This window comes from Streptomyces sp. NPDC054932, from assembly GCF_053610205.1.
Map to the genome: position 1 here is coordinate 1 of NZ_JBSGXU010000039.1, position 23,092 is coordinate 23,092.

General features: G+C 72.9%; 14 protein-coding genes. 5 read left to right on the forward strand and 9 right to left on the reverse strand.

Annotated elements, in window-relative coordinates:
* The 5 genes from ACWGE1_RS13810 to ACWGE1_RS13830 form a co-directional block, all read right to left on the reverse strand.
* A partial coding sequence (locus ACWGE1_RS13810) for a VanW family protein (protein WP_453420705.1) occupies positions 1–1,676 on the reverse strand: 1,676 nt, incomplete at its 3' end.
* A gap of 158 nt (positions 1,677–1,834) precedes the next feature.
* Positions 1,835–3,280, reverse strand: a complete 1,446-nt coding sequence (locus tag ACWGE1_RS13815; protein ID WP_453420706.1) for a lipase/acyltransferase domain-containing protein — start codon at positions 3,278–3,280, stop codon at positions 1,835–1,837.
* 22 nt (positions 3,281–3,302) lie between these two features.
* A complete protein-coding gene (locus ACWGE1_RS13820; RefSeq protein ID WP_453420707.1) occupies positions 3,303–5,450 on the reverse strand; it encodes a CHAT domain-containing protein in 2,148 nt (715 codons plus the stop codon).
* Positions 5,451–5,528: 78 nt separating this feature from the next.
* Positions 5,529–9,527, reverse strand: coding sequence for a trypsin-like peptidase domain-containing protein (locus ACWGE1_RS13825; RefSeq protein WP_453420708.1), 3,999 nt, complete (start codon positions 9,525–9,527; stop codon positions 5,529–5,531).
* A gap of 11 nt (positions 9,528–9,538) precedes the next feature.
* Positions 9,539–9,862 (reverse strand): trypco2 family protein, encoded by a 324-nt coding sequence (locus ACWGE1_RS13830; protein ID WP_453420709.1) that lies wholly within the window; start codon positions 9,860–9,862, stop codon positions 9,539–9,541.
* A 180-nt stretch (positions 9,863–10,042) separates the two neighbouring features.
* On the opposite strand from ACWGE1_RS13830, the gene ACWGE1_RS13835 reads away from it, so the two are divergent.
* Positions 10,043–11,950, forward strand: coding sequence for a protein kinase domain-containing protein (locus tag ACWGE1_RS13835; protein WP_453420710.1), 1,908 nt, complete (start codon positions 10,043–10,045; stop codon positions 11,948–11,950).
* A 12-nt stretch (positions 11,951–11,962) separates the two neighbouring features.
* Here ACWGE1_RS13835 and ACWGE1_RS13840 read toward each other — a convergent pair whose 3' ends face one another.
* The gene (locus tag ACWGE1_RS13840; RefSeq protein WP_453420711.1) at positions 11,963–12,556 is read right to left on the reverse strand and encodes a VanZ family protein; all 594 of its coding nucleotides are present in this window, start codon (positions 12,554–12,556) and stop codon (positions 11,963–11,965) included.
* Between the two features lie 179 nt (positions 12,557–12,735).
* Between ACWGE1_RS13840 and ACWGE1_RS13845 the strand changes: the two genes are divergently transcribed.
* Positions 12,736–13,923, forward strand: a complete 1,188-nt coding sequence (locus ACWGE1_RS13845; RefSeq protein ID WP_453420712.1) for a sensor histidine kinase — start codon at positions 12,736–12,738, stop codon at positions 13,921–13,923.
* Between the two features lie 8 nt (positions 13,924–13,931).
* Positions 13,932–14,579, forward strand: coding sequence for a response regulator (locus ACWGE1_RS13850; RefSeq protein ID WP_453420740.1), 648 nt, complete (start codon positions 13,932–13,934; stop codon positions 14,577–14,579).
* Positions 14,580–14,595: 16 nt separating this feature from the next.
* Here ACWGE1_RS13850 and ACWGE1_RS13855 read toward each other — a convergent pair whose 3' ends face one another.
* Together ACWGE1_RS13855 and ACWGE1_RS13860 are read right to left on the reverse strand one after the other, a co-directional pair.
* Positions 14,596–16,008, reverse strand: a complete 1,413-nt coding sequence (locus ACWGE1_RS13855) for a M1 family metallopeptidase (RefSeq protein ID WP_453420713.1) — start codon at positions 16,006–16,008, stop codon at positions 14,596–14,598.
* Between the two features lie 96 nt (positions 16,009–16,104).
* Complete coding sequence (locus tag ACWGE1_RS13860; RefSeq protein ID WP_453420714.1) at positions 16,105–20,025, reverse strand: Pls/PosA family non-ribosomal peptide synthetase; 3,921 nt, start codon at positions 20,023–20,025, stop codon at positions 16,105–16,107.
* 237 nt (positions 20,026–20,262) lie between these two features.
* On the opposite strand from ACWGE1_RS13860, the gene ACWGE1_RS13865 reads away from it, so the two are divergent.
* On the forward strand, positions 20,263–20,832 hold the full coding sequence (locus ACWGE1_RS13865; protein ID WP_453420715.1) for a hypothetical protein: 570 nt from the start codon (positions 20,263–20,265) through the stop codon (positions 20,830–20,832).
* A 36-nt stretch (positions 20,833–20,868) separates the two neighbouring features.
* On the opposite strand, the gene ACWGE1_RS13870 is transcribed toward ACWGE1_RS13865, so the two are convergent.
* On the reverse strand, positions 20,869–21,279 hold the full coding sequence (locus ACWGE1_RS13870) for a Fur family transcriptional regulator (RefSeq protein WP_453420716.1): 411 nt from the start codon (positions 21,277–21,279) through the stop codon (positions 20,869–20,871).
* A 390-nt stretch (positions 21,280–21,669) separates the two neighbouring features.
* Here ACWGE1_RS13870 and ACWGE1_RS13875 point away from each other — a divergent pair.
* Positions 21,670–23,092: peroxidase family protein (locus ACWGE1_RS13875; RefSeq protein WP_453420717.1), on the forward strand; the 1,423-nt coding region annotated here is incomplete at its 3' end.

Here is a 23,092-nt window from a genome sequence, read left to right on the forward strand (position 1 = left end):
GTCTTGAAGTCCTCGCGCTTGACTTCCTTGCCGCCCTGGACGAAGACACGGCCGACGGTGACGTCGAAGCCCTCGAGCGGGGTCTGGGCCTCGCAGGTCTCGCCGCTGCCCGTGCGCTTCGCGGGCGGCGTGATGTTGGTGCGCGGCCCCTTGGTCGCGCGTATCTCGTCGTACTTCTTCGTACCGAGGAGGGTGATCGTCAGCGAGGTGTCGGTGGACCGGGCCTGGATGTAGAGGGGGTGGCCGGAGTCGTTGATCCAGCGCAGGTCGAGGGTGCCCCAGGCCACGGTGGCCTCCCGGCCCTCGGGGTAGCGCTCGATGTAGAAGGAGTGGGCGCCGTACTCGACGGGCTTGACGCCCGCGAAGAACAGGGCGTTGAACATGGTGGTGGCGACCGCCGAGACACCGCCGCCGGGCGATTTCACGTACTGGCCGTCGTTGATCATGATGCCGTCGACGAAGCCGTTCTCGGGGGTGCGCTCACCGACCGTGCGGTTGAAGCTCCACTCCTCCCCCGGCATGACGACGGAGCCGTTGATCAGCTCGACGGCGCGGCCGATGTTGGTGGTGCGGTACGGCGCGGCGGGGAAGTCGACGGTGAAGGAGGAGACCTTCTCCTTGATGCCCAGTCGCCGCGCCTCGTCGCTGGTGAGCTCCGGCTGGACCGCCACGGTGGCGACCTCGCCGGTGCGGGCAGCGCCGGTGCGGGTCAGCAGCGGCAGCACGGCCTGGCCCAGCGCCTCCTGCGTCACCTGCCGGCCCGCCCGGCCCTGGTCGCCGATGACCACGCTGCCGTCCGCCTCGAGGCGGGGTGCGGCGTCGCGCGGCGGACGGCTGACCTCTTCGATGGTGGGGGCCACCGCGGGGTCGGCGAGCAGGCCCTTGGAGTCGAGGTCGGGCACGAGGCGGCCCTGTCCGTCGACCCGCATCTTCAGGTGCTCGCCGAGGACGGCGGGGGATATGGAGATGCGCCGGCCGGCGACGGTGAGGGTGACGGGTCCGGACATGGCGGGCTCGGCGAACTGCCGCATGGCCCGTCCGGTCTCCTCGGCGTCGATGCGCGGCTCGGTGCGGGCGACCGGCAGCACGACGGGGCCCGCACCCGGCCGCAGGTAGGCGTCACGGAGGGTGTCGAGGGCCTTGTCCTCGACGAGGGAGACGCCGGTGAGCGGGGCGACTGCCTTCGCCGCGCCCTCCTCGAACGCGATCACCCCGTCGCGGACCTGCTGCTTCGTGGTCTCGCCGAGGCGGTCGACCGCCTCCCGGGCGGTCTGCTCGTCCATGCGGATCACGGGGGCCACGTCCCGCTCGGCCGAGGCGAAGAGGCTGCCGACGACCTCGACCGGGCCGTTTCCGGGCCGTACGGCGCGGTCGAGGGTCGCGTCGGTGTCGAGCGAGAGGCCCAGGGCGGCGGGATCGGCCTTCTCCACCCGGTCGCCGATCTTCATCTCGATCGGCGCCGCGGCGGCGGGCCCGAGCTCCCGGGTCAGCGCCTGGCGGGCCTCGGCCCGGCTCATGCCGCCGATGTCCACCCCCAGGACCCGCGTGCCCTGGTCGATGTCGCCACCGACCGCGAACGCGGTTCCGTAGAGGCCGCCCAGTCCGAGTACGAAGGCTCCCCCTGCCAGGGGCAGAGCGATCCGTCGGCTGCCCGTCCAGCTGCGCACGCGTCCCATGTCTCTCCCGTAGCGCCGACCGGTCAGGGGCGGCGCGGGCCGCAATGGCAGCCATATACGACAATTACGGGAAATAATGATCCCTGCCGGGCGCTTCATTTGGGGCTGAATGTAATAGTTGTCACGATTTTCGCCGTGACCGTCGGACCCGGGAACGGTCAGCCCTGCGTCCCCGGAACCCCCTGCGCACCGTCCGTGCCGTCCGGGCCCGAGACGACGAAGACGTCGGACAGCGGGGCGGTGTCGGCGCCCGCGCCGATCAGCAGGTCGTACGTGTCGGGGGGCAGTACGCCGAGGTCGATCCGCTGCCGCTCCCGTGCCACCGTGATGTCGCGCGCGATCACCGGCCGGCCGGTGGAGCGGACGGTCACCGTGAGGCGGGCCGGCACCTGGGGCAGTTCGCTCTCGCTGAGCGCACTGATGGCTCCGACCTCGCAGACGACGGGTTCGTCGGCGAGGTAGAGGTCGTCGCCGAGGTAGCTGAACCACGAGGTCACGGCAGCACGCAGGTCGTCGATGCGTACGTCGTGCAGGGACTGCAGGATGCCGCTCAGGTGGTCGAGCATCGCACCCTGGTTCTGCAGGCTGCCGTGCTTCTGCGGGACGAAGGTACGGGCGTCCTCGGTGCCGGACAGGGCCGCGGCCAGTTTGGGTACGGTGCCGTCGCCGCCCTCGTCCTGGTCACCGCGGAGCATCAGGGTCTCGACCTTGTGGTCGGTGAGCCGGGCCGCCTGGCGGGTGGGCTGGTCCATGCCGACGATGGGGTGGTAGACCACCTGGTTGGACTCCCAGGCGGACTCCTGCCGGTTCGCGGTGGCCGCCGCCTCCATCTCGTCGAAGAAGTCGGTGAGGTGGCTGCTCCACTGCGGCTGCCAGCCGGGCAGCGCGGCCTTGGCCGGGGTGCTGGCCGCGCCGTCCGGCCCGTACACGCACCGGTAGACCGGCACGAGCTGGTGCAGGGCGGTGAAGGAGCGCAGCAGACGCGTCAGGTCCTTCTCGAAGGGACCGATCCGCTTGTGGAAGCCGTTGCACAGGAACTCGACCGCGTTGAGCGAGCCGTAATAGGGGGTACCGAAGGTCACGATGGCGCGGGTGTCCTTCCAGCCGCCCAGCACCTCGACGAAGTAGCGGGAGACGAGCCCGCCCATCGAGTGCCCGATCAGGACGAGCTGGGCCGCGGAGTTCCCGCTCGTCTCGCGCCAGTTCCGCAGCCAGGTGGCGCTCTGTTCGGCGAGCCTGCGGGCGGCGACCCGGTTGTCGCGCCGCCAGTCGTACGGGTACGGGAAGTAGTTCCGTCCCTGCTGCAGGTCGAACCGCGCCAGCAGGAACTCCTCGATCGCCGTGTAGCCGTCGATCTTCCACAGGCCGGGCAGGGTGTGGAGATCGGGCACCAGCCGGTCGGCGACGATGCCGTCGCCCAGATCGTCCACGAGCCAGTCGTCGGCGCCCAGCTCCAGGGACTCCAGCGAGCCCCCCAGGCTCGCCAGCGCGCCCAGTACCGCCGAGGCCGAGGGGGCCCACACGTCCTTGCCGTTCCTGGTCAGCACGCTCCCGGTGATGCCCGGGAGCAGTACGACGACATCGGCCATCGGGATCCTGGCCATGAGCGGACCTCCTGTCTGCCCCCTAGTTGCCCCCTGGTCGGACGAACGGGTCGGCCGCGTCCCCGTAGTGCTGGTAGGCGGCCCACGAACTCCACCGCTGCCCGCTCGGCGCGCTGTCCGGGTCCTGCTGTCCCGCGGAGCGCAGCCCGTGGAGCCTCCTGCGCGCCGCGCGGACGGCGCCGCCCACCGTCGGCAGCGCCTCGCCGGACCCGCCCTGGAACAGGTGCGTGTAGAACTGGTCGGCGAAGGAGATCCCCTGGTCGTCGGGGATCCGCCAGGCCGCCCCGATGTAGTGCCCCACGCCCATGCGCAGGAACTCGTCGGCGAGACTCGGTACCAGGGCGGCCTGCGGGTTCCCCCAGGGGCTCCGGCCCGCTGCGCCCGGCGCATCGGCCGGATCGCCGGGGCCGGTGGCGCCGCCGAGCCGGGCGGTGTAGCAGGCATTGGCCACGACGATCAGGGGCGGGCGTTCGAGCAGTGCCAGTTCCTGGGCGGTCAGCAGGCCGTCCGCGAAGACCCAGCCCGAGCGCCGTCCCGTACCGGAGAAGTCGAAATCGCTGTGCCCGCAGTAGTGGACGATGTGGTTGCCCCCGCACAGCAGGACCCGCAGGACGTCCAGGCGCCGCGCGGGGTCGACGCCTGGCTGGCGCAGCGAGTTCGCCGCGCCGACGAAGAGGCTGACCCTGGCCCCGAGCTCCTTGAGCCGGGAGGCCACCGCAAGGGCCTCCTGCCGGGCTCCGGGCAGGTGGAAGCCCTTCTCCGGGTCTCCCGGGTCGCCGATCACCAGAGCGCGCAGCGGTCCGTCCGTCGCGCCCTCGGTCATCACCCGCGAGTAGGTGGTGCGCAGTTGCCGTGACAGCTGGGTGCGGATCGCCAGGGGATCGCGCTGCTCGGCGCCCGCCTGCTGGATCTCGGCCAGGAACTCCCAGGGGACGGAGGCGGTGTCCCGGTCCAGTTCCAGCAGTACCGTCGAATCGTCGGTGAGCAGCCGCTGGAAGTCCGGCGGCACCACGAATCGGGACAGCAGGTCGGGCAGTTCGCACGCGTCCTTGACGCTGGGTTCCGTCAGCCGGTCCACGAGCTCGCGCAGCAGGTCCATGTCCACCGGTACGAGGCGCTCCGGAACGGTGGCGCGCCCGGTCAGTGCCGCCCAGCGCAGGCCGCCGACGCCGGACTGGACGGACATCCGGACGGGCACGGAGTCGTCCTGGGCGTCCGCGGGTCTGCGGACCGTCAGGGACAGCTCGGTGCGCTCCACCGAGGCCAGGTCCGCCAGCTGCTCACGGATCTTCCCCTGGATGCCGGGGTCGAAGCCGGCCAGCACGGTGTGCAGGGCGTCCTCCCCGGCCGATGTGTCCGGGCCTCCGGGTGTCCCGTTGCGGGCGGCGGAGCCTCCGGCCGGCCCGGCGAGCCCGGTCAGCGCCGACAGTGCGTACACCGCCGCGGAGGGACCGAACAGCTCGCCGCCGTTCTCCTCGCGCAGCTCCGGGACGATCCGTAGCTGCGCCAGCTTCGCGGCGCATTCGGTGAGCGCGAGGTGGAGCTGCTCCGCGCGCAGCCGGTCCAGCTCCACGACGAACACGTCGGTGAGCCGGGGCGGCGGCGTCGGCGGGCCGATCGGCGCGAGGGCGTCGGCGAAGCCCCGGACGAGGGCGCGGGCGGCCTGCTTGACGGTCAGGTTGCCCGTGCCCGAGCCGATGAGCACGGTGGCCATGGTCCCGGCGTGGCCGAGCCCGACCGCTTCGCCGAGCAGGGAGGCGTACATCTGGACGGCGCGGCGTTCGGTCAGGGTGCCCATCGGTCCCATGCCGACGACGGCGGCGGACCGCACGGGCCCCTCCTTGCAGGGGAAGTACGTGACCTCGCCCAATTGGGCTTCGATCCAGCCGAGCTTGGTGTGCTCCGTGATGATGCGGCGGGGCTCGACGGATATGGCGCGGTCGAGCGCGAGTTCCGCGGCGGCGGGTACTACCGATTGGTAGTGACCCGTGACGTGCAGGTCTGCCGCGATCTGCGCGATGTCGCCCCAGATCACCGTGATGTTGAGCGTTGGACCATCGGTGCGCGGCGGTCGGTCGGGGGCCGGGACCGGAAAGTGTGCGGGCGGGTTGGAGGCCGTCGGTACGTTCTCCAGCAGGTCGGCGATGCGAGCGGTGGCGGGAGTGCTCACCACGCTCCTCCCTTCGAGTCGCCCGAGCTTCTCGATCCGAGTGCGTCACATCTCTCCCCCACTGGATTATCCCACTGTTCAGGGGGGCGGCCAGTGGGGCCCGGCGGGGGGTCCGAGCCGGGCCAGCAGGTCGATCGCGCGGGCCAGTTCGGGTCCCGGTCCGGGCTCCTGGAGACGCGCCCCGAGCAGGGCCGCGGCCTGCTCCGCCCGCTCCCGGTCACGTGCGACGGCGCCGAGCCGGGCGGCGGCCAGGCCGATCCGGTACAGGGGCAGCACCAGGGAGTCGTGCGGGGCGCCGGGCAGGGCGCGCAGCGGACCGCGCACGACCTCCAGGGCTTCGGCGAGGACCGAGGTCGCCTCGGCCATCCGGTTCTGCTCGGCCAGGCACCAGACGCGCAGCCCCAGGACGTCGACCAGGTCCGGGACGACGGTGGCCGGGCTCTCGGAGACGATGCCGCGCCGCAGGCGGATCGCCTTGGTGAGGGCCTGGTCCGCCTCGTCGTGCCGCCGGAGCGTCATCAGGATGACGGCCCGGTGGTGCAGGAGGCCCGCGGTCATGGCGGTGATCGGCGCGTCCGCCGACAGGTGGATCACCATCGCCGCGTCCACCCCGCGCAGTGCGGCGCCCAGTCGCTGCTGGGCGAGGCGGCGCATGGCGTACCGGTCGATCAGGAAGGCCGCGAGCAGTGGTTCGAGTCCGGGGGGCGGGCCGTCCAGGCCGCGCAGCAGCCGGACGGCCGACTCGACCGAGTCCAGCCACTCGTCGGCCTCCCCCAGAACCTCCAGCCGCCCGCCGTGCTCCAGGTGGGCGGTGGCGAGGTCGCGCAGATGACTGCCCGGCTCCTCGTCGGCCAGTGCGGTCAGCAGGGCGACGGCCTCGGCGGACGCCTCCAGCGCCTCCGCGGTGCGTGCCACCACCGTCAGGCATGCCGCCAACCGCCGCAGCGCGTCGGGGAGTTCGGCGCGTGCTGCCTGTGGATTGGTACGGGCTGCTGCGCGCAGGGCGCCGACGGCCTCGGTCATGGCCTCCAGGGCCCTGTCGTGCTGGCCGGCGGTGGTGCGGTCGGCGCTGAGGTTCTTCAGGGTGTGGGCGAGCAGGATCCGGTCCGTTTCGGGGCGCTCGGCCGCGGAGGTGCGGGCGGCGGCCACGGCCTCTTCGCCCGTGGCCAGGGCCTCGCCGTGGCGGCCGAGGGCGTGCAGCCTGTTGCCGAGACCGAGCAGGGCGATCACGAGGTGCCGGAGGTGGGTCTCGGGCCGCTGGCGCAGGAGCGTCCGGGCCACGTCCACGGCTTCCCGCGCCGAGACCGCCGCAGCCTCCAGGTCCGCGAGCTGTTCCTGCACGTTGGCCAGTGTGGTCAGGCTCATGCCCAGGTCGCGCAGGTGCGCGTCGGGCAACTCCGAGGCCAACGCGCGCCGTAGCCGCACCGCCTCCGCGATCGGACGGTGGGCCTCCGACGGGTTTCCGGTACGGCGCAGGGCGATGGCGTACGTGTGCAGGGCGTGGGCGTAGCCGGCGCGGTGCCGTTCCGGCCGGAGGCCGTACAACTCTGCGTACAGTGCGGTGGATTCGCGGCTCGCGTCGAGCGACTCCGCCAGCAGTCCCAGGTCGTCCAGCCGGACGGCGAGGTTGAGCACTCCGCTCGCGAGCTCGCGCAGGTGCGCGTCGCGGTCGGAGCGCACCATCCGGCGCCGGATCGCGACGGATCTGCGGACCGTCGCCAGGGACTCCTCGCCCCGGCCGTGGTCGCCGTACTGGCCGCTGAGGGTGGCCAGGCCCGCCGCCAGTGCGGGCAGCCAGTACCCGGGGTGACGGGCCTCCAGGCGTTCCCAGAGCTCGACGGCTTCGGTTGCCGCCGACAGTCCCCGGTCCCGTTCGCCGAGGTCATCGAGCCGCTGGGCCAGGCTGCCCAGGTTCCTGGCCAGGTTCGGCAGCCGGTCCGGGTCGTCCGGCGGCCGGTTCCGGTGGTGGGCGACGACCCGCTCGGTGATCTCCACGGCCCAGGACGCCAGGCGCTCGCTGTAGTTCGGCAGGCTCTCGGCGAGCCGGCACAGACTGTCCGGGGGCAGTTCCTCGTCCCTGACCACGGTCTCCAGCGCCGCCAGCAGCGGTCCGGGAGCGGCGGTGCGCGTGGCCAGGCCGACGGCGTGCGGGGCGAGGACGTCCCGGTGGGCGAGGCACAGGTCGCGCAGCGGAGCGTCGAGCCCGCCGCCGAAGACGGGGTGGGCGGCCGCCCTGGTGTAGAGGTCGAGCAGGTGCTCGGCCTGTGCGGGCGCGGCCCGTACGAGGTGATGCGCGAGGTCGGGGTCTTCCTGCAGCCTCCGTCCGACGAACCGCTCCGCGATCCGGTCGGGCTGCAGGCTGCCCCATGCGGCGCCGGCGGCGGGCGGGTAGAGCTCGGAGATCCAGGTGCGTGTGCTGTTCCGGCGGCTTGCGGTCTGGCCCTCGAACGAGGGCAGCCGCGTCAGTACGGTGTCGGCCTGTTCCCTGTCCACCCTGCCGACCAGCAGCGCTGCCGCCAGGGCGTCGCGCAGGGTGGGCGGGCTCAGGTGTCCGTGAAGGTCCGGCCAGGTCTGCGCACTGTTGCGCCAGTAGCCGTCCTCGTGCTCCAGCAGCCGGTCCTCCACCTCTTCGGCGTCGTGGTGCCGGTCCGCGCGCGGAGTTCCGGGTCTGCCCGGGGTGGCGGCGTCCAGCAGATCGACGAGGGCCGTCATGTGCAGGGTGAGGGCGTTCGCATGGCCCTCCTGGTCCAGCGGGGGCGTGGGCAGCGCGGCGGCGAGGGCGGCCCAGTCCGGGCCGTCCGTCGAGGACAGTGCGGCGACGAAGGCCGTCAGCGCGCGCCCGTAGGCACGCCGCCGGTCAGCGGGGCCGGCCTGGAGCGGGGCGAGGGCGATCCCGTCCGCTCCTGCCAGCAGTTCCCTGGAGCGCTTCGACCGTGTGCGCAGCGCCGTCCACCAGTCCCCGCCGGCGCGGGCGAGGAACAGCAGCTTGAGACGGTGCTTGCCAGGATGCCTCCCTGCGGCCCGGAGCAGGGCCTGCACCTGTTCCGGGCGCGTTTCGGCGTAGTCCAGCACGATCAGCAGCGGTGCGGCGACGTCCTGGACCACCACCAGTGCATCGGGGTCCGCCTCCGGGTCGGGCCACCACACCTGCCACGGCAGGCGCTTCCCGTCCGCGTACGCGACCTCGGTACCGGCCAGTTCCGCGGCGAGGCGTCCCGCCAGCCGGGTCTTGCCCTGGCCTCCCGCACCGTGCAGCAGCCGGGCACCGAAACCGTCCTTGCCGCACCAGCTCACGAGTTCGGCGAGCAGCACGTCCCGGCCGTAGAAGGGCACCGCGTTCGCCTCGGGACGCAACAGCGCCGCCGGGGAGGCGGACGGGACGGACGGCGGACGGCGCTCGAGATCGGCCAGTGCGCCGAGTTCGGCGGCCTCCGGCGGGGCGTACGCCCCGGCCTCGGCCAGGGTGGCGCGGAAGTCGGGGTCGCGGTCCAGTACGGCGACGGGCACCGCCAGCACGGCGCCGCGCCCGAAGTACGCCGGGTCCTCGGCGACGACCCCGACGAGCAGCTCCCCGCAGTACACGGGGGCACCGGAGAGGCCGCCCCAGGGCGAGCCCCCCGGCTCGTTCCAGGTGGGCGGGTGCTGGTCCAGGACGCAGTAGTGACGGCCGTTGATGTCGCCGCTGACGGGGTTGATCGTGCAGGTCAGCTGGTACGTCTCGATGGGCCGGCCGTCGTACTGGACCAGGTTGGGCAGGCCCCGGACCTCCGCCTCCTGCTTCGGCCGGCCGGTGACGAAACGACCCCAGCGCACCGGAGCGGCGTCCGGGCCGGACCAGCCGGGGCCGGTGACGCGCACCAGGGCCGCATCGTCACGGCCCTTGGGCGTGCCGCACCACACCACCTCGCCGATGTGCTCCTCGTCCTCGTGCCCGGGCCGGAACACCCGGACCCGGGCACTCTTCCGTTCCACGACGTGGGCGGAGGTGAGCACCAGACCCGGCCCGACGAGGAAGCCCGTGCCGGACGCGCGTGCGTGTGCGAGACCTATGACACCTACCAGCCGGAAGCGCTCCATACCGGCCCGCTTCAGTGCGTACCGGGGCTCGGGGGCCGGCCCCACGAGCCGCGTACGGAGATGTCCCTGCCATCGGCCGTGTGGGGGGTGAGGGTCAGGGCGATGTGCTGGGTGCGTTCGCGCCCGAGGCCGGCCTCGGCGTCGGCGGACACCACCCAGGCGCGGAAGCCGGACTTCACGGTGGCGTCGGTGCGCAGCACGACCGTGAACTCCAGGTTCACGGGTCCCACGGTGAACTGGAGCTCCTGTCCTGCCCCGTTCGCGGTCGCGGTCTGCAGTTCCTCGCGTATCGCGGCGACCGCGTCCGCCAGGCCGATCTCTCCGGAACGTGCCATCGGGTCCCCCTTGTGCTCCTGCGCGCCCGCGGCGGGCGGCGCGAGGATTCCACGGTAGCGAAATCGGGTGCCCACGGGGGGCGAAATGGGAGCAACTCGGCTTTCCCTCAGGCGCGTTGCCGTGGCGGGATCATCAGGGTTAGATTCCTAGAAACTCTTTCCAATTCGAGCGGGGCAGACGTGTTGGAGCTGACGGGGAGCGGAGCCGAGCCGCTGGAGGCGGGGGATCCGCAGCGCATCGGGTCGATTCCGCTGGCGGGGCGGCTCGGAGCCGGCGGCATGGGCCGGGTGTACCTCGGGCTCCGGGAGGGCCGGTACGTCGCCGTCAAGCAGCTGTTGTCCTCCGTCGTCGGCGAGGACGAGGACTTCCTGCGCCGGTTCGGCCACGAGCTGGACAACCTCGCCCGGCTGCCCGAGGACGCCACCGCACCCCTGCTCGACAGCGACCGCAGCGCCAGTCCCCCGTGGTTCGCCACCGCGTACATCCCGGGGCTCACCCTGCGGGAGGCCGTCGGACTGCACGGCGGCCCGCTGCCCGCGCACGCCCTGTGGCTGCTGCTGCGGGAGGCCGCAAAGGGTCTGGCGGCGGTGCACGCGCTGGACATGGTACACCGGGACCTGAAGCCGTCCAACGTCATGCTGACCCTCGACGGGCTCACCCTCATCGACTTCGGCGTGGCCCGGGCGGCCGAGCAGAGCCAGCTGACCCGGACCGGCATGGTCGTGGGCACGCCCGCCTACATGGCGCCCGAACAGGCTTCGGGCAGGCGGCGGTTGAGCGGTGCCACCGATGTGTTCGCGCTGGGCTCCGTACTCGCGTACGCGGCGTGCGGTCAGCCGCCGTTCGGCGACGAGTCGGGGCACGGGGTGCTGTACCGCATCGTCCACGAGGAGCCCGATCTGGAGCCGCTGCGGGAGCTGGAGCCGGACCTCGCCGACCTCGTCGCGGCCTGCCTCGACAAGGACCCCGAGGGGCGGCCCACCGCTGCCGAGCTCCTCGAACGCGCCGCCGCGCACGGCCCGTTCACCGCACCGCTGTGGCCGCAGGCCATCACGGCGCGCCTGACCGAGCGGGCCGCGTTCGCCGCGGACGTCCAGGAGATCGACGTTCCGACGGTCCCGCTCACCGGTGAGAAGACCGAACCGGAACCGGCACGGGCACCGGCAGCGAAGGAGACGGAGCGGGAGCCCGGGAAGGCGGTGGGGGACCCGGAGCCCGCGGCCCCCGTGGTCACCGCTCCTCCGGCCACGGCCCGTCCGGAACGGCCCGAGCGCCGCCGCCGTACCCGCGTCTTCCTCGCCGTCCTGCCCGTCGTCGTGGTCGCGGGCGGTACGACCCTCGCCATCCAGCACCTGCCGTACGCCTCCGCCCCGCAGGCCGGGTCCGGGAACACCCCCTCCGCCCCGGTCACGGCGCCCGCCGACCCGGTGGCCTCGGCTCCGGCAGCGGCGGACGGCAGCCCGTCGGGTACGGCGTCACCCGCGCAGCCACCCGCCCAGGACCCGGCGCAGGGCGGTACGGGCGGCGGTCCGCCGGCCGCGGCCGCCGCAGGCGCGGGCGGCACCGGACCCGGCGCCGGCTCGGGCCCCGGCGGCGGCACACAGCCCGGCCCGGGCAGCGCCGGGAACTCACGCAACCCCGCCAACGCGGGCGGCTCCGGCAGTACGCGCCCCGCCAACGGCGGGACGTCCACGGCGCCCACGGCCCCCGCGCCCCCGGCACCTCCCGCGTCCGGCACCCACCGCTTCCGCAACGGCAACAACAGCAAGTGCATCACGCAGGTCTTCGGTTCCTCGGACTTCGGCGACTGCGCGGACGCGAGCGCCAAGTGGACCGTGCAGAGCAGGTCCGACGGCAGCTTCAAGCTCGTCAACCAGCAGAGCGGCGGCTGCCTCTACGCCAACATGCTCGGCCAGGCGGTCTTCGTGGGCGACTGCTCCCAGGACACCGCCCGGCTGTGGCGCACGGGGTCGGGCGGCAGCCTCCGCAACGACTTCAGCGGGGGCTGTCTCGACCTGGGCATGAGCAGCGGCCTGGTGACGAAGACGTGCGGCGGGGAGGCCTCGCAGCGCTGGACGAAGAGCTGAGGGCCGTTCGCGTCAAACGGCCGCCGTCCCTGCGGACCGGCGGGCGCCCACGCCCGACCCGGGCAGGGCGACGGATCGCAGCCAGGACGCGGCGGAAGGCACCTCGAGGGCCGCGCGGAGGAGGCCGTAACCGATCGCGCCGCCGAGCGTGTTGACGAGCAGGTCGTTGATGTCCGAGGCGCGGCCGTTGTTGAAGGCGACGTACGACAGCAGCTGCGCGGCCTCGATGGACAGGCTCGCCAGCGCGGTCACGGCCGTCACCCGCCGGGCTCCGGTCACCCGGGTCAGGAGGGGCAGCAGGAATCCGAAGGGAATCAGCATGATGACGTTCGGGACCGCGGTCGGGTCGATCGTGACGAGGGGGACGGGGTTGATCTGGTTGGTCCAGGGCATCCGGTTCGCGTACTCGCCCCAGGTGACGTCCAGGGGGAAGACCGTGACGGCCAGTACCGCCGCGGCGTACACACCCGTAAGGATCCGCAGGACGGCGTGCTGACCCGTCCAGCCGGGCACGGACCGGTTGGCGCGCACCGCCACCACGGCGGCGAGGGCGGCGAGGGCCGGTCCCAGAACATACTCCGGACCGATGGAGAACTGGATGTTCAAGGTGCAACTCCTGTGAGTGGCGGCGCCTGACGCCTGCTGTCCGGCGCCGGCGGTGCGGACGCCGTTCACTCTCCCCACGGAGGTCCGGGAGCGTATCGACCGAAAGGAAGATCCCGGTCCGTACGACTACGACTTTCGGCGGAGGGGCGACACCGGGCTGATGATCTACTCTGCGCCGTATGTGGTCTCCTCTCCTCCGCTTCCCGGCCGCTCCTGGCCGGACAACGGTCCTGCCGTGGTCCCTCGCGGCCTGCGTACTCGCGGCCGCGACCTGGGCGGACATGCACGCCGGGACGTTCACCGGCTCGGCGCAGCACGGCCCGCTCGCGCTGGCGGCCGCGGCCGCGGGCACCGTCCTCCTCGCCCTGCCCCTGCTCAAGGAGGCCCGGTCGTACGCCTGGGCCGGGGGCGGCGCAGCCACCGCCTCGCTGTCCTGCTCCGCGGCCCTGCACGTGGGCCACGGCACCGCCGGTGCCTCGTCCGCATACGGTGCCTTCGAGCCCGTCGCCCTCCTGGTCGTACTGGCCTTCGTCGCCCGGCGGGCGCCGGCTGCCGCCACCGCACCGATCGCCCTGCTGCTGGCGGCGGCCGTCGTCGTGCGCCCGCTGTCGATCGGCGTGCAGGAGGGCAGCCTCATCGTCGCGTTCGTCCTCACCCTGATCACGGTCCTGGTGGCGGGCGCGAGCGTGACCGCTCGCATGGTGGTGGCCGACCGGCGGCAGCGCGAACACCGCATCCGGCTCGAACAGCGGATCGATCTGGCCAGGGACCTGCACGACTACGTCGCCCACCACGTGTCCGGCATCGTGGTCCAGGCCCAGGGCGCCCGGGCGGTCGCCGCCAGGCGGCCCGACCTGGTCCTGCCCGCTCTGCAGCGCATCGAGGAGACCGGCGCGGAGGCACTCGCGTCCATGCGGCAGATGGTCGGCGGGCTCCGGGCCGGCGCATCGGACGCCCCACCGGCCGCACCCGCCGGTATGGACGATCTGCGGGCCCTGGTGGACGGGTTCGCCCTGAACGGGGTGCCGGCCCACCTCAGCGAGGAGGGCCCGACGGACACCGTTCCTCCCGAAGTGGCCGCCACGCTGCACCGGGTGACGATGGAGTCCCTCACCAACATCCGCAAGCACGCCCGCCACTGCCGCCACGTCAGTGTCCAGGTGCGGGTGCGTCCCCACGAGGCCGCCGTGAGGATAACCAACGACGGGACGGCCCTCCTGACCTCCCGCCCGGGCTACGGGTTGAAGGGCCTGAGCGAACGCGTGACCCTGGCCGGCGGCACCTTCCGGGCCGGTGCCACGCCCGAGGGGGACTGGCAGGTGCGGGCCCGGATGCCGCTCACCCCTCCCGGGACGGGCGTTTCGTGATCCGCGTGATGCTCGCCGACGACCAGGCCATCGTCCGCAGCGGAATCGCCATGATCCTCGCGGCCGAGCACGACATCGAGGTCGTCGCAGAGGCGGAGGACGGGGTCGGGGCCGTCGAGCAGGCCGCGCTGCACCGGCCCGACGTCGTCCTCATTGACATCCGCATGCCCCGGCTCGACGGCCTCGACGCCCTGCGTGCGCTCACCCGGCCGACGGCCGGTCACCGCCCCAAGGTCGTGATGGTGACGACGTTCGACGACGACGAGTACGTCACCCGGGCCCTGCGGTCGGGCGCGTGCGGCTTCGTCCTCAAGGACTCGGGGCCGCGGCTGCTCGTCGAGGCGGTCCGCGCGGCGGCGGCCGGGGACTCCCTCATCAGCCCCTCCATCACGGTGCGCCTGCTCCAGCGGCTGATGCCGTCCGACACGAGGGAGGACGCCGCCCGGACGCACCTCTCCCCCCGTGAGGTCGACGTGGTCCGCCTCGTGGCCAGGGGGCTGACCAACGTGGAGGTCGCGGCCGCCCTCACCGTCACCGTGGGCACGGTCAAGACCCACCTCGGCAACATCCAGGGCAAGCTCGCCGCCCGCAACCGCGTCGAGATCGCCGCGTGGGCCTGGCGGACGGGCCTCGCGGACGCCTGCGACGGTCGCTGAGGGCCCGTCCTACCGGTCAGGCCGAGGTCTTGCCCCGTCCGCCCTTGGGTCCGCGCCCGCCGTTCGTCGGCGGGTATCCGGGCCTCGCCGGTACCGCGGGCGGGAAGGGAGCCGGCAGCGGCGGAAGGGCCGGCCGGTGCAGCCAGGCCGTGAACAGGTCGTCCAGCGGCTCCGCCGCGTAGCGGGCCGCGTGCTGGGTGAAGCCCACCGTGGACACCACGCCGTACCGGTGCACCGTCACCCAGTCCCGCAGCATGCGGAAGAACGCGCTGTCGCCGAGGGCGCAGCGGACCGCGTGCACCGCGAGGCCCCCGCGCTGGTAGAGGCGGTCGTCGAACATCAGCTTGCGGCCGGGGTCGGCCAGGAGCAGGTCCTGCGGCTGCAGGGCGAGCAGCCGGTGCGCGGCGGCCGCCTGCTCATGGGCGCTGCGGCCGCCGGAGCGCTCCGACCACAGCCATTCGGCGTACTTCGCGAAGCCCTCGTTCAGCCAGATGTGCCGCCAGTCGGCGATGGTCACGCTGTTGCCGAACCACTGGTGCGCCAGTTCGTGGGCGATGAGCCGTTCCGAGCCCCGTACGCCGTCCACGTGGTTGGCGCCGAAGGTGGACAGCCCCTGCGCCTCCACGGGGACGTCCAGTTCCTCGTCTGCGACGACCACCGCGTACTCGCCGAAGGGGTAGGGCCCGAAGAGTTCCTCGAACAGCCGCATCATGGCGGGCTGCCGCGCGAAGTCGCGCGAGAACCGGGCCAGCAGGTGCGCGGGCACGTAGGCGCTCTGCGGGACTCCCCCGAGTCCGGGCTCGCCGAGCAGCACCGTCTGGTACATGCCGATGGACAGGCCGACGAGGTAGCTGGAGGTCGGCGCCGACTGCTCGTAGACCCACGTGGTCGTGCTGGCCCTCGTGGTGCGGGTGAGCAGGCGGCCGCCGGCCACCACCGTGTACGCAGACGGCGTGTTGACGGAGATCTGGTACGAGGCCTTGTCGGCCGGCCGGTCGTTGCACGGGTACCAGGAGGGTGCGCCGACGGGCTGGCTGGCCACCAGGGCTCCGTCGGTCAGTTCCTCCCAGCCGAGGCCGCCCCAGGGGCTGCGCACGGGCTTGGGGTTGCCCGCCCAGTGCACCTCCACGGTGAAGGCGGAGCCGGCGGGCAGGGGCTTGGCCGGGCGGACGCGGAGTTTGCCGCCGCGGTGGGTGTAGTGCGGGACCCGGCCGTTCACCAGGACCCGGCCTATTCTGAATTCGGCCAGGTTCAGGTGGAACTCGGCGACCGGCGCCCTCCCGGCGATCGCGCTGAGCCGGGCCGTCCCGGCGAGTCGGTTGGGGCCGGGGCGGTACTCCAGAGCGAGCTCGTACCGGTGCACTCGGTAACGGGAGTCGCCGTTGGCCGGGAAGTACGGGTCCGAAGGCTCTGTTCTCTGGCCGCTCACTGCCGCTTCCGCTCCCTGCGCTGTGCTCGTACGACGTGCTGGTGTACCGGTGTTCCGGTGCTGCCGCTGCTCCCGGCCGCGGCGCGGACGGCCCGGTCAGGACCGCCATGCCTCGATCGGGTTGCCCAGCCAGCGGGTGTCGGCGGGGACGGATTCCCCGGCCATCACCAGGGATGCGGGGCCCAGCGTGCTGCGGGCCCCCACCGTGCTCCCGGGCAGGACGATTCCGCCCGGGCCCAGGGTGGCGCCCTCACGGAGCACCACAGTATCCGTCCTCAAGATCCGGTCGTGGAAGAGGTGCGTCTGCAACACACAGCCGCGGTTCACGCTGACCCCGTCGCCCAGCACGACCAGGTCCGTCTCGGGGAGCCAGTAGCTCTCGCACCACACGCCCCGGCCGATCCGGCCGCCGAGTCCGCGCAGCCACAGGGCCAGCACCGGCGTGCCGGGCACCGATCCGGCCAGCCACGGCACGGCCAGTACCTCGACGAAGGTGTCCGCCAGCTCGTTGCGCCATACGAAACCGCTCCACAGGGGGTGCTCCCCCGTCCGGTGCCGGCCCACCAGCAGCCATTTGGCGGTCACCGCGATCGCGCAGGCGCTGGCCCCGGCGGCGAGCAGGACCGCTCCGGAGAGCAGCGCGGCGCCCCAGATCCCCAGACCGCTGAGCGTGATGAGCGCGCAGAGCGCCGCCACCGTCAGAACGGCCAGGGCGGCCGAGCAGAACACCGGGGCGAGTCGGCACAGCTCCACCAGCCCGCGCGCCCACAGCAGCCGGGCGGGTGGCTCGTACGTCCGGCTCTGGTCGGCGTCCGCGGTGGACCGGGGCAGCCGGACCGGCGGGAGACCCAGGTAGGAGCTGCCCTTCTTGGCCTTCTTCGGGGTGGCGGACAGGACGCCGACCAGCCCGTCGTCCGGCACGGTGCGGCCCGGGGCGGTCATGCCCGAGTTGCCGAGGAAGGCGCGGCGGCCGATCTCGGAGTGTCCGATCCGTACCCAGCCACCGCCCAGTTCGTAGGGGGCGGTCAGGGTGTCGTCGGCCAGGAAGGCGCCCTCGCCGACGGTGGTCAGGCTGGGCAGCGCGAGGACGGTGGACACCTCGGCGCCCCGGCCGATCTTCATGCCGAGCAGTCGCAGCCACACCGGGGTGATCAGCCCCGCGTACAGGGGGAAGAGCGTCTCGCGGGACAGGTCCATCAGCTGGGTGACCGTCCAGGCCTGCCAGCCGACCCGGCTGTGCGTCGGGTGGGTCCCCGTGCGCAGGCCGAGGCTGAGCAGCCGTACGGAGACCAGCAGCAGGGCCGCGTACGCGAACCCGAAGGCGAGCGCTCCGGGCACCACGGCGAGCAGGGCTCCGCGCAGCGCTTCGCCGAGTCCGGCGTCGGCGGGCACGAACCGGCCGACCACGAGGAGGGCGGGCAGGGCGGCGAGCACGGGCAGGGCCGTGAGGCAGAAGCCGGCCGCGCCGTACGCGGCCCGCCAGGGGAGCCCGCGCGGCGGGCGCTCCTTGGGCCAGTTGTGCTTGGCCTTGCCGAGCTTGCCGGCGGGCGCTCCGGCCCAGCGCTGGCCGGTCGGGATCTGTCCGACGACGGCGGAGCCCGGGGCCACCTCGGCGCGCTTTCCGACGCGCGCGCCGGGGAAGAGGATGCTGCGGGTGCCGACCACCGCGCCCGCGCCGACCTTGACCGGGCCGATCTCCAGGCGGTCCCCGTCCAGCCAGTGGCCGCAGAGGTCCACCTCGGACTCGACGGCGCAGCCGCGGCCGAGCTTCAGCATGCCCGTGACCGGGGGCAGGGAGTGCAGGTCGACCTCGGGTCCGATCTTGGCGCCGAGGGCCCGTCCGTAGCGCTCCAGCCAGGAGCCGGTGAGGGACGTGGCGCCGGCGCATTCGGCCAGCCGCTCGGCCGTCCACAGCCGCAGGTGCACGCTTCCGCCGCGCGGGTAGCGGCCGGCCTTCACTCCGCGCAGCAGGAGCCGGGCGCCGCCGGCCGCGATCGCGAGGCGGCCCGGGGGGCTGAAGAGCACTGCCGCGCCCGCGGCGACGAGCCACCATGAGGCGGTCGGCGCCCAGGGGAAGGGGCCGAACAGGTGCAGTACGTTGCCCAGGGCCAGCAGGGCGACCGTCCAGCGCAGGCCCACCAGGGTGAACAGCGGGAGCAGCAGGAGGGTCTGGATCACCTGGGCGCGCAGCGGAACCGGCGCGACCGTCCGGGCAGCGCCGTCGTCCTGGGCGGATTTCTCCAGGTGCCGGGCCAGCTTGCGCAGGGTGGGCTGCTGGTAGATGTCGAGGACGGCGGCGCTCGGGTAGCGGGTGCGCAGCCGGGTGGTGAGCTGGGCGGCGGCGAGGCTGCTGCCGCCGATCGCGAAGAAGTCGTCGGCGGCGCCGGTGACGGTCACGCCGAGGGTCTCGCTCCACTGCTCGGCGAGCCATGCCTCGGTGCCGTAGAGCTGTTCGGTGGGGCCGGAAGTCTCCAGGTCGGGCAGCGGCCAGGGCAGCGCGTTCCGGTCGACCTTGCCGGAGGTGCGGGTGGGCAGCTCGTCGACGGGGGCGAGGAGGGGTACGAGGGCGGCGGGCAGTTCGGCGCGCAGCCGGGTCACCGCGGCCGCGTGGTCCCAGCCGTCCTGGGTGACGAGGTAGCCGACGAGCAGCTGGTTGCCGCTGCGTGCGGTGCGTACGGCGGCGGCGGCGCCCGCGACGCCGGGCAGGGCCTGCAGCGCGGCGTCCACCTCGCCCAGCTCGATCCGGCGGCCGCCGAGCTTGATCTGCTCGTCGGCGCGGCCGAGGAAGACCAGGCCTTCCGGTTCGGCGCGGACGAGGTCACCGCTGCGGTAGGCGCGCTGCCAGCCGAGGGATTCGAGGGGGGCGTACTTCTCGGCGTCCTTTTCGGGGTCGAGGTAGCGGGCGAGGCCCACGCCGCCGATCACGAGCTGGCCGCTGCCGCCCATGGGCACCGGCTCTCCCGATTCGTCGACGACGGCGAGTTCCCAGCCGTTCAGCGGGAGGCCGATCCGGATCGGCTCCTCACCGGTCAGGAGGGCGGCGCAGGCGACGACGGTGGCCTCGGTGGGGCCGTAGGTGTTCCAGACCTCGCGGCCCTCGGTGACCAGGCGCTGGGTCAGCTCGGGCGGGCAGGCCTCGCCACCGAAGATCAGCAGCCGGACCTCGTTGAGTGCCTCGGGCTCCCAGAGCGCGGCCAGGGTCGGCACGGTGGAGACCACGGTGATCTCCTGTTCCACGAGCCAGGGGCCGAGGTCGGCGCCGCTGCGCACCTGGGAGCGGGGTACGGGCACGAGGCAGGCGCCGTAGCGCCAGGCCAGCCACATCTCCTCGCAGGAGGCGTCGAAGGCGACGGAGAGTCCGGCCATGACGCGGTCGCCGGGTCCGATGGGCTCGTCGGCGAGGAACAGTGCGGCCTCGGCGTCGACGAAGGCGGCGGCACTGCGGTGGCTGACGGCGACGCCCTTGGGCCTGCCGGTGGAGCCGGAGGTGAAGATGATCCACGCGTCGTGCTCGGGGCCGGGCCGGGCGGCGCCCGTACGTGCTCCTTCGCCCGCGCCGGCGCCCGCGGGGCCGGCGTCGATGCGCCGTCCGCCGCCGATCACGGCCCGGACACCGGCCTCGCCGAAGACCAGTTCGGCGCGCTCGTCCGGATCCTCGGCGTCGACCGGTACGTAGGCGGCGCCCGCGGCCAGGACGGCGAGGACGGCCACGTACAGCTCGTTGGTCCCGGACGGGACGCGGACGCCGACGCGGTCGCCGAGCCCCACTCCGGCGGCCGCGAGGGCCCGCCGCCGGCGCTCGACCTCGGCGGCCAGCGCCCGGTAGGTCAGCCGGGTGGTTCCGTCGTCGAGGGCGAGTTCGTCGGGGTACGCCCGAACGGTGGCCTCGAAGACGTCGACGAGGGTGCGGGTGGGGGCCGCGGGCCCGGCGGTGAAGCGGGCGGATTTGCCGGACTCCTCCAGCCTCTCCCCGTCGTCGAGCAGAGTGAGTTCACTGCGCTCAGGTGTGACTGCCATCGGCCCTCACGTCTCGATCCCGGCAGTATCCGGGTCGCCGGCGGAGCCCGGGTCTGCCCAGGTTGTTCCGGCCCAGCGCCAAACAACCCACCAGTCTAGTGCGCCATCAAGGATTTTCTTGTTGAAGCCTTGCGCGTGGCTGGGAAGAGACGGTAATGCGGCCGCGGAACGCAGGACGGTCCGCGGCGACGGGGGGCGTGCGGAGCGTGATCGGGCGCTCGCATATCGTCGGCCGGTATGACCGATCGATTCGCGCCGACGTCGCGCTTTCTCGTACTCCACGACTACGGCATGGGCGGCTCGTGGTGGTGGGTCCACGCGCGCTCGGTGCGGGAGGTGCGCGAGACGTTCGCGGACGTGGAGGTCATCGACACGGCGGAAAGCATCGAACGGGCCGAGACCTGGGACCTGGAGGAGGCCTGGGTCGACGGGACGACCACGCCCGACGGGCTGGACGAGCTGCGGGCCAAGCGGGATGCCCAGCGCGGCCGTGACGGTTTCGGCGCGCTCGCCGACCGGAAGATCGTGTGGCTGCGGCGGCGCTGGGACTACGACGACGACGAGGACCTGACGCTCTACCTGATGGAGGTCGAGGCCGACGGCCGCAGGCTGCGCCAGGTGGAGCTGGAGCCGGACGGTCCCGGCGTGCGCAGCGGCCCGGACGACTGGCCCTTCAACCCGCCCGTCGTCGACCTGTTCGACCCCGAGCTCGTGGACATGCAGATCAGCGAGGAGGAGTTCGAGGCAGCCTGGCTCCGCGCCCGGCAGCAAGAGGCGGATGCGGATGCGGACCAGGACGAGTGGTAGGACGCGGGGTCGGGCTGAGGCCGTCGGCGGCCGCGGCTACGCACAGTCCGGGCAGAGCCCGCGGTAGGTGACCTCGACCCCGGACACCGTGAAGCCGAAGCGCTCGTGCGCCGGGAAGCCGGCCAGCGGGTTGCCGGTCGGGCGGACGTCTCGGATGAGGCCGCAGCCGGAGCACACCAGGTGCTGGTGCGGGTGGTGCGCGTTGGGGTCGTAGCGCTTGGCCCGGCCGTCGGTGGTGACCTCCGCGACCTCACCGAGGGCGACCAGCTCGCCCAGGGCGTTGTAGACGGTCGCCCGGGATATCTCCGGCAACCGCTGCACCGCGCGGGCGTGCACCTCGTCCGCCGTGAGGTGCACGTGGTCGCCGTCGAGGACCTCCGCGACCACCCGCCGCTGGGACGTCATCCGCCAGCCCCGCCCGCGCAAGCGCTCCAGCAGGTCACTCATATCGGCCCACCTGTTCAGGTTCGACGGGACGTCCCGAAGTTCGTCGAGGACATCCGGGATCCGATCGAATGTGGGCCTGGTGTCCTTCTTGACTTGGATTCCGTCCATCGTAGGATCGGTTTCGTAGATGGCCAAGAGGCAGGAAGACTCCCGAGCGGCAGGTGACAAAGACGTGACGGATCACCGCCGGGGAGCTGCGCGGTGCCGACACGCCGGCGCCCGCCGCCGGCGTCCCCCTGCCCTCAACCGTCCGGGACGGTGACCCCTCGGCGTCGAGGCGACCGACGAGGCCGAGCCCATGCACGTGGGGCCGAGTGCCCCGGTTTTTCCATCGCTTTCAGCGCATTCAGTTCCTGAACACCGTGATCCGCCTGGTACGGAAGGATTCCCATGTCTGAGAACCATGATGCAATCGTCACGGACGCCAAGTCGGAGGGCGGGGGCGGCTGTCCCGTCGCCCACGACCGGGCCCCGCACCCCACCCAGGGTGGCGGAAACCGCCAATGGTGGCCCGAACGGCTCAACCTGAAGATCCTCGCGAAGAACCCCGCCGTGGCCAACCCCCTGGGCGAGGAGTTCGACTACGCCGCGGCGTTCGAGACCCTCGACCTCCCCGCGGTGAAGCGGGACATCGCGGAGGTGCTGACCACCTCCCAGGACTGGTGGCCCGCCGACTTCGGCCACTACGGCCCGTTCATGGTCCGGATGGCGTGGCACAGCGCGGGCACCTACCGGATCAGCGACGGCCGCGGCGGCGCGGGAGCCGGGCAGCAGCGCTTCGCCCCCCTCAACAGCTGGCCGGACAACGGCAACCTCGACAAGGCCCGCCGCCTGCTGTGGCCGGTCAAGAAGAAGTACGGCCGCAGCCTCTCGTGGGCCGACCTGATGATCCTCACCGGCAACGTGGCCCTGGAGTCCATGGGCTTCGACACCTTCGGTTTCGGCGGCGGCCGTGCGGACGTCTGGGAGCCGGACGAGGACGTCTACTGGGGTCCCGAGACCACCTGGCTCGACGACGAGCGCTACACCGGAGACCGCGAGCTGGAGAACCCGCTCGGCGCGGTCCAGATGGGCCTCATCTACGTCAACCCGGAGGGCCCGAACGGCAACCCCGACCCGATCGCCGCGGCGCGCGACATCCGTGAGACGTTCCGCCGGATGGCGATGAACGACGAGGAGACGGTGGCGCTGATCGCGGGCGGCCACACCTTCGGCAAGACCCACGGCGCGGGCCCGGCCGAGAGCGTCGGCCCCGACCCCGAGGCCGCCCCGCTGGAGGCGCAGGGGCTGGGCTGGAGCAGTTCCTTCGGGACCGGCAAGGGTGGCGACGCGATCACCAGTGGTCTTGAGGGCATCTGGACCAACACCCCGATCACCTGGGACAACACCTTCTTCGAGATCCTGTTCGGCTACGAGTGGGAGCTCTTCAAGAGCCCTGCCGGGGCGCACCAGTGGCGGCCGAAGGACGGCGCCGGCGCGGGCACGGTGCCCGACGCACACGACGCGTCCAGGAGCCACGCCCCGACGATGCTGACGACCGACCTCTCGCTGCGGTTCGACCCGGCCTACGAGCAGATCTCGCGGCGCTTCCTCGCGGACCCCGCCGAGTTCGCCGACGCCTTCGCGCGCGCCTGGTTCAAGCTGACGCACCGCGACATGGGCCCGGTCGTGCGCTACCTCGGCCCGGAGGTCCCGGCCGAGACGCTGCTGTGGCAGGACCCGCTCCCCGCGGTGACGCACGAGCTCGTCGACGCCGCCGACGTCGCCGCGCTCAAGCAGCAGGTACTCGCCTCGGACCTGTCGGTGTCCCAAC

Bases quoted from the DNA above. Each gene is read 5' to 3' on its own strand.
- ACWGE1_RS13815 (WP_453420706.1), bottom strand. From the start codon at position 3,280: ATGGCCAGGATCCCGATGGCCGATGTCGTCGTACTGCTCCCGGGCATC.
- ACWGE1_RS13825 (WP_453420708.1), bottom strand. From the start codon at position 9,527: ATGGAGCGCTTCCGGCTGGTAGGTGTCATAGGTCTCGCACACGCACGC.
- ACWGE1_RS13830 (WP_453420709.1), bottom strand. From the start codon at position 9,862: ATGGCACGTTCCGGAGAGATCGGCCTGGCGGACGCGGTCGCCGCGATA.
- ACWGE1_RS13845 (WP_453420712.1), top strand. From the start codon at position 12,736: ATGTGGTCTCCTCTCCTCCGCTTCCCGGCCGCTCCTGGCCGGACAACG.
- ACWGE1_RS13850 (WP_453420740.1), top strand. From the start codon at position 13,932: ATGCTCGCCGACGACCAGGCCATCGTCCGCAGCGGAATCGCCATGATC.
- ACWGE1_RS13860 (WP_453420714.1), bottom strand. From the start codon at position 20,025: ATGGCAGTCACACCTGAGCGCAGTGAACTCACTCTGCTCGACGACGGG.
- ACWGE1_RS13865 (WP_453420715.1), top strand. From the start codon at position 20,263: ATGACCGATCGATTCGCGCCGACGTCGCGCTTTCTCGTACTCCACGAC.
- ACWGE1_RS13870 (WP_453420716.1), bottom strand. From the start codon at position 21,279: ATGAGTGACCTGCTGGAGCGCTTGCGCGGGCGGGGCTGGCGGATGACG.